Origin of the sequence: Bradyrhizobium sp. 154, assembly GCF_023073875.1 — a bacterium.
Lineage (GTDB): Bacteria > Pseudomonadota > Alphaproteobacteria > Rhizobiales > Xanthobacteraceae > Bradyrhizobium.
In genome coordinates this window covers 90734-97058 of record NZ_JADPKG010000020.1, presented here as the reverse complement: position 1 = coordinate 97058, position 6325 = coordinate 90734, and the positions used below count along the sequence as shown (strand labels likewise).

Below are 6325 nucleotides of genomic sequence, written 5' to 3'. Positions count from 1 at the left end.
TCTCCTTCCAAGCCATCGGCAAGCCCTCCTTGCCGAATAGTTGACCTGTTACCCATGTCGCCGGTCTAGTCTGTTACCCATGTAGCCGGTTTGGACCGGTCCCCATCCTCCCCTGGAGGGGGAGGATCGATCGCGCGAAGCGCGAGCGAGGTGGGGTGAAGCCGCACAAATGGTCTCTCGCCTGTCCGCAAGCTCGAATCCTCAACACCGCCGTCGCCGATAGTCTGTCACCCCACCCCGGATCGCATCGATGATGAGATCCGACCCTCGCCCTTCAGAGGAGGGTAAGAAGTCACCGCGCATCGGGCCTGGAATTCGACGGCAGCGGAGGTGGGGACCGGTGCGAAGGCGGCGGATCGCGCCAGGCGCCTGCATTGCGGCCAGCGATCAGCCAGTAGACCACGCCGGCGACGATGCCCGCGCCCGTCATGATCTCCAGGTGGCGCCGCACGATACCCTCGAATTGGAACGTATCGCCGTGGAAGGGGACGAGACCGAGATAGCAGGCGAGCCCGACAAGGCCGCCGCCGACGGCGTAAGCCAGCGCGCTGCGGATATAGAGCGCCTCGGTGATCGCGACGATCACCGCCGCCGGCACCAGCGCGAAGCCCGAGACGAAGATGAAGCCGAAGCCGAGCAGGATGTCGATCGTGCCCTGATCGACGGGACCTGCGCCGAGATCGGCGAATTCCGGAAACAGCAGCGCGACGACGACGATCATGCCGCCGACGAAACAGGCGACGAGAAAGCCGATGAAGATGACGACGAGGCGGCCGATCAGGGACATGACGTCAGCCTCACCGTCATTGCGAGGAGCAAGCCGGTCCCGCCTTCGGCGGGCCGGATGACAGGCTCCGCGACGAAGCAATCCAGACTGCCTCCGCGGAAAGATTCTGGATTGCTTCGCTGCGCTCGCAATGACGCGGATGCGAAGGCGCAGGGATTACCTGTCAATCCGTCATCGCCATCGCACGCAGCGCCTGGCGTTCACGCGCCGAGAGCTTCTCCGTCTCTGACTTGAGCTGGCCGCAGGCCGCGAGGATGTCGCGGCCGCGCGGGGTGCGAACCGGGGATGAATAGCCGGCATTGAAGATGTATTCGGAGAACTTCTCGATCTGATCCCAGTCCGAGCATTCATAGGCGGTGCCGGGCCAGGGATTGAACGGGATGAGGTTGATCTTGGCCGGAATGCCCTTTAGCAGCTTCACCAGAAGTTTTGCATCGTCGAGCGAATCGTTGACGCCCTTGAGCATCACATATTCGAAGGTGATGCGGCGCGCGTTCGAGGCGCCGGGATAGTCGCGGCAGGCCTGCAGCAGTTCCTTGATCGGATATTTGCGATTGAGCGGCACGAGCTCATTGCGCAATTCGTCGCGCACCGCATGCAGCGAGATCGCGAGCATCACGCCGATCTCCTCGCCCGCACGCACGATATTCGGCACCACGCCCGAGGTCGACAGCGTGATGCGGCGGCGGGAGATGCCGACGCCTTCATTGTCGCCGACGATCAGCAGCGCATCGCGCACCGCATCGAAATTGTAGAGCGGCTCGCCCATGCCCATCATCACGATGTTGGTGACGCGGCGCGTGCCGTCTTCGCGATCGGCCCAATCGTTGAGGCGATCGCGCGCCACCATCACCTGTCCCACGATCTCGCCGGCGGTGAGGTTGCGCACTAGGCGCTGGGTGCCGGTGTGGCAGAAGGAGCAGTTCAGGGTGCAGCCGACCTGCGAGGAGACGCAGAGCGTGCCGCGATCGGTCTCGGGGATGTAGACGCACTCGACTTCATGCGCCTTCTGGATGTTGTCACCGCTCGGCAGACGCAGCAGCCATTTGCGGGTGCCATCGTTGGAGATCTGCTCGGCCACGACCTCGGGCCGGTCGACGGTGAAATGCTGCGCGAGCTCGGCGCGAATGCCCTTGGAAACCGAGGTCATCTCGTCAAAGCTCTGGGCGCCGCGGAAATAGAGCCAGTGCCACAGCTGCTGCACCCGCATCTTGCGTTGCGCCGGTGCGACGCCGATCTCGCCGAGTCGATCGGCGAGTTCGGCACGCGACAGGCCGATCAGCGAGGGCCTCGCCGGCGGCACATAAGTTTCGAGCGGAGTCTTCTCCACCAGGATTGCGTTGTGCGGCTCGGTCGTCGGTTGCATTGAGTGGACCTGATGGGTTTTGTCGTTCCGGGATGGTCCGGAGGACCAGACCCGGAACCTCGAGATTCCGGGTTCGATGCTGCGCATCGCCCCGGAATGACGGGAAATCTGGAACAGCCCCTATATAGCAACCGGATCTGCCGATTGCGACCGCGGCTATGACTTAGCCTTACCGCCTGCAATCCTATCTTTTGCAGTCCTGGGCGATCTTATCGAGCGCCTGGGCGAGGCCCTTCAGCGAGAAGGTGTCGGTCGTCTCGGTGCCCTTGGCCGAGACCCCCTTGACCACGAGATCGGCGGATTTGCGCATGGCTTCGACCATCCGCTCCTCCTCGGCCGCGTTCTTGATCCAGAGACCATCGCCCTGCGTATACATTGCGAAAGCAGCGCCGCCGACCTCGGCCGTCGATTCCGAGCCCGGTTTCAGCGCATAGCCGATCATGACCGAGACTTCGTTGTTGACCTTCTCGGCCGGCCGGGTCGACACGAACGCATAAGCAGGATCGCGCGGCCGGTTCGGCGGGTTGGTCTTCGACGACGAGGGCTTGGCCAGCGCGAAACAGACCTTCTTGCCGTTCGGCGTGGCTGAATAGGCGCCCCAGGTGCCGAACTGGCCGATCAGGGTCGGCTCCGCGCCGCCCGCAACCGCCGCGGGCGCCGCCGCCGGTTTGCTCTCTGGCTTTGCAGCCGTCTTGGCAGTCGGATGGGCCGCCGGCGGCGCCGGCTTTGGTGCCGCCTTCGGCGCCGGTTGCGGCGTCTGCGCCCGCGCGAGATCGGCGATCCCGCACGTCATCATGCCGATCATCAAAACGAAAGATAGCACCCGCCACATGCTGGAGTGGTTCCCTCAATATTGTGACTGGAAGATGGCCCGGCCGTGTTTTGTCCCCCGGCAGGGATAGCCGGGAAAGTCCAATTTGGGAAGGCAGTTAGCGGGTTGTCAGCACTAGGCTCGGGATCGCGCGGCGCGCTGCTCGGCCCATTGCGCCTCGGTCCAGCCGAGCAGGTCCTCGGCCCCGGAACTGCGCAAATGCGCGCCCCCGTCGATCACCACCATCTCGCCATTGATATAGCCGGCGCGGTCCGAGACCAGGAAGCTGGCGAGGTCGGCAAGTTCGCCGTGCTCGCCGGTGCGGCCCAGCGGGTTGCGGGCGGTCCAGCCTTCGTCACGCCCCTCGGGGCGGAGCTGCCCCGACGCGCCCGCGGTCGGGAACGGTCCCGGCGCGATGGCAACGGTTCGGATGCCCTTCGGACCCCATTCCACGGCGAGACTTTTGGTCATCGCCAGCAGCGCCGACTTCGCCATCGCCGAAGGCACGGTGAAGGCGCGGCCGGTGATGGTCGAGGTCGAGAGGATCGAGAGCACGACGCCGCCATGCTTACCCTCGATCCACCGCTTGCCGGCGGCGAGCGTGCAATACATCGCGCCATGCAGGGTCGGCGCGAGGATCGCGTCCGCGGCGCGGAACGAGAGATGCTCGCTCTGCGCGATGAAGGTCGCGGCAGCATTGTTGACGAGGATATCGAGCGGGGCCTCGCGCCAGATCTGATCCATCATGTTGTCGACGGCCGCACCGGCGCGAACGTCGCAGGCGATCGTCGTGACCTTGCCACCGGTCTCTTTGCGCATCTCGCTCGCCGTTGCCTCGAGCCGGTCGAGCTTGCGGCCACAGATCACGAGCTCGGCGCCGAGTGCGAGGAAGCGACGGCCCACCGCAGCGCCGAGGCCCGAGCCGCCGCCGGTGACGAGGATGCGCTTGCCGTTAAGCAGGTTTGTTTCAAACATCGTTTGAATCCTTATCTCCGCGGATTTCGTTATTGCGAGGAGCGAAGCGGCGAAGCAATCCAGACTATTTCCGCAGGGCGGACTCTGGATTGCGTCGCGGAGCCTGTCATCGGGCCGCGCTTGGCGCGGACCCGTTGGCTCGCAATGACGTGATGATAGGCCGAACAGAACGATCAACAAAGAATCCGGATTGTCCGGCTGCTCTAAATCCGGCAAAACCGGGCCAATCATAATTCCACTCGAAACGCTCCAGGTGCCGCCATGAAAGCCATCCTCTGCTCGCAATATTGCCAGCCCGACGATCTCGTTCTGGCTGACGTGCCGGATCCGGTAGCAGGACCGGGCGAGGCCGTGATCGCGATCAAGGCGGCGGCGCTGAACTTCTTCGACATCCTGATGATTCAGGGCAAGTATCAGATCAAGCCGCCGTTCCCGTTCTCGCCGGCCGCTGAAGTCGCGGGTGTGATCGAGAGCATCGGCGCTGGCGTCACTGATCTGAAGGTCGGCGATCGCGTTGTCGCCTCCTGCGGCCACAACGGCGCGCGCGAGAAGATCGCGCTGCCGGCGGCATCGATCGTCAAGATCCCTGACAATCTCGACTATGATCGCGCGGCCGGCATCATCATCATCTACGGCACCGCGCTGCATGCGCTCGAGGATCGCGCCAGTCCGAAGCCGGGCGAGACGCTCGCGGTACTGGGCGCAGCCGGCGGCACGGGCCTTGCTGCCTGCGAGCTCGGCAAGCTGATGGGCCTGAAGGTGATCGCCTGCGCCTCGTCGGACGAGAAGCTCGAATTCGCCAGGGCGCACGGCGCCGAACTGACGCTCAACTACGCCAAGGAGGATCTGAAGGAAGGTTTGCGCAAGCTCACCGACGGCAAGGGCGTCGACATCATCTTCGATCCCGTGGGCGGTGCTTACGCCGAGCAGGCGCTGCGCTCGATCGCCTGGGAGGGTCGTTTCCTCGTGATCGGCTTCGCCGCCGGCGACATTCCGAAGATGCCGCTGAACCTCGCACTGCTGAAGGGCTGCGACATCCGCGGCGTGTTCTGGGGCGCCTGGACCCGGCTCAACCCGGCCAAGAATCGCGCCAATCTGGAGAAGCTCGTGAAGTGGACGGCGGAAGGCAAGATCTCCTCGCATGTCGACCGCACCTTCCCGCTGGCCCAGACCGCGGACGCGTTGAAGGTGCTCGCGGGACGTCAGGCGATGGGCAAGGTGATCTTGCATCCGTGATGGCGACTGCGCTGTCGCGATTACCCGCGCCATGACAGCTGAGTTCATGGCCTCCCATTCGCACACGGCCACCTGGTAAGGTCTCCTCAACCAGCGCGGGCAAAATTGAGGTGCATTCCACAACCTCGCCCGAATCAAACCCAAATATTTCCCGATTCGCCCCAACCGTCGTCGCTTTTTGGGCTGATTCAGGTTGCGATTTACCGGCTCCAGTTTGCTGGGCGCTCCTGGACAACAACAAAAAAACTGAAACCGGTATGCCCCGCGTCGTGTCAGTCTTGGGGAGCATCACCATGGAGACGACGGCGTTCCGTCCGTCCAGGGAATCGAGGGTATTCGATTCCGATCAAGCCGCATCACATCCGTCCACCGCATCGTACATCCGTGCGCGCGCCGCACGGATCGATCTGTCACCCGACGACCCAATTCCACTATTCCTGTCCGATCCGCGCGGTGCCCCGAACCCGGACGAATATACCTCGCTGGAGTTGCGTCCCCGGGTCAGAATTGTGCCGCGCGTTCTTGCGGTCGGTCTCGCAGCCGTTCTCGTGGCGTCCATCCTGGCAATTCTGGCCGCGCTGTTTCAGTCCGATCTTCGCGGCATCTTCGATGCCGGTGGCTCGGCAGTCGTCGCGCTGGAGCAGGCGGTCGCCTCCGCCAACCCGTCGGCCGTACCGCAGAGCCCGCGCAAGGATTCGGCGCGCGTGACCGAGCCGCGCCTGGCGAGCGCTGACGCGCAGGATCTTCCTGCACCGCCGAGCCGCGAGGAGATCGCGACCGCCTATCAGAGCGCGCTGCAAGCCCACACGCCTGTGCCTCAGCCCGCGCCGGTGGCGGCACCGCCTGCGCCCCCTCCGCCCGCCAGGACGCTCGACGCCGACACGCTGGCCGGGCTGATGACGCGCGCGAAGAGCCTGTTGGGAATCGGCGACATTGTTGCGGCCCGCCTGTTGCTCGAACGCGCCGCCAATGCACAGGATGCGGCAGCGGCGTTCCTGCTGGCGCAGACCTATGACCCGGCCGTGCTGGGCACTAGCGACGCGCGGCGCATCGCCGCTGACGCGACCGCCGCGCGCGACTGGTACCAAAAGGCCGCGGCACTCGGATCGGCGGAGGCGCGGCAGCGCCTCGCCCAGCTTCAGAACTAGAC

The 6325-nt window shown here is 64.6% G+C and carries 6 protein-coding genes; 2 read left to right on the top strand and 4 right to left on the bottom strand.

The genetic code is table 11. The annotated features are described in order from the left end of the window. Positions 1-292 precede the first annotated feature (292 nt). From IVA92_RS02025 to IVA92_RS02010, 4 genes are all read right to left on the bottom strand, one after another. On the bottom strand, positions 293-787 hold the full coding sequence (locus IVA92_RS02025) for a hypothetical protein (protein ID WP_247280037.1): 495 nt from the start codon (positions 785-787) through the stop codon (positions 293-295). Between the two features lie 163 nt (positions 788-950). Beyond that, complete coding sequence (gene rlmN / locus IVA92_RS02020; protein ID WP_247280036.1) at positions 951-2153, bottom strand: 23S rRNA (adenine(2503)-C(2))-methyltransferase RlmN; 1203 nt, start codon at positions 2151-2153, stop codon at positions 951-953. A 184-nt stretch (positions 2154-2337) separates the two neighbouring features. Next, positions 2338-2985, bottom strand: coding sequence for an invasion associated locus B family protein (locus IVA92_RS02015; RefSeq protein ID WP_247280035.1), 648 nt, complete (start codon positions 2983-2985; stop codon positions 2338-2340). A 114-nt stretch (positions 2986-3099) separates the two neighbouring features. Beyond that, on the bottom strand, positions 3100-3939 hold the full coding sequence (locus IVA92_RS02010; RefSeq protein ID WP_247280034.1) for an SDR family oxidoreductase: 840 nt from the start codon (positions 3937-3939) through the stop codon (positions 3100-3102). Between the two features lie 261 nt (positions 3940-4200). Here IVA92_RS02010 and IVA92_RS02005 point away from each other — a divergent pair, with 261 nt between their 5' ends. Together IVA92_RS02005 and IVA92_RS02000 are read left to right on the top strand one after the other, a co-directional pair. Then, complete coding sequence (locus tag IVA92_RS02005; RefSeq protein WP_091882886.1) at positions 4201-5175, top strand: NADPH:quinone oxidoreductase family protein; 975 nt, start codon at positions 4201-4203, stop codon at positions 5173-5175. Between the two features lie 293 nt (positions 5176-5468). Next, entirely contained in the window at positions 5469-6323 is an 855-nt protein-coding gene (locus tag IVA92_RS02000) for a hypothetical protein (RefSeq protein ID WP_247280033.1), read from the top strand. The last annotated feature ends 2 nt before the right edge of the window (positions 6324-6325 follow it).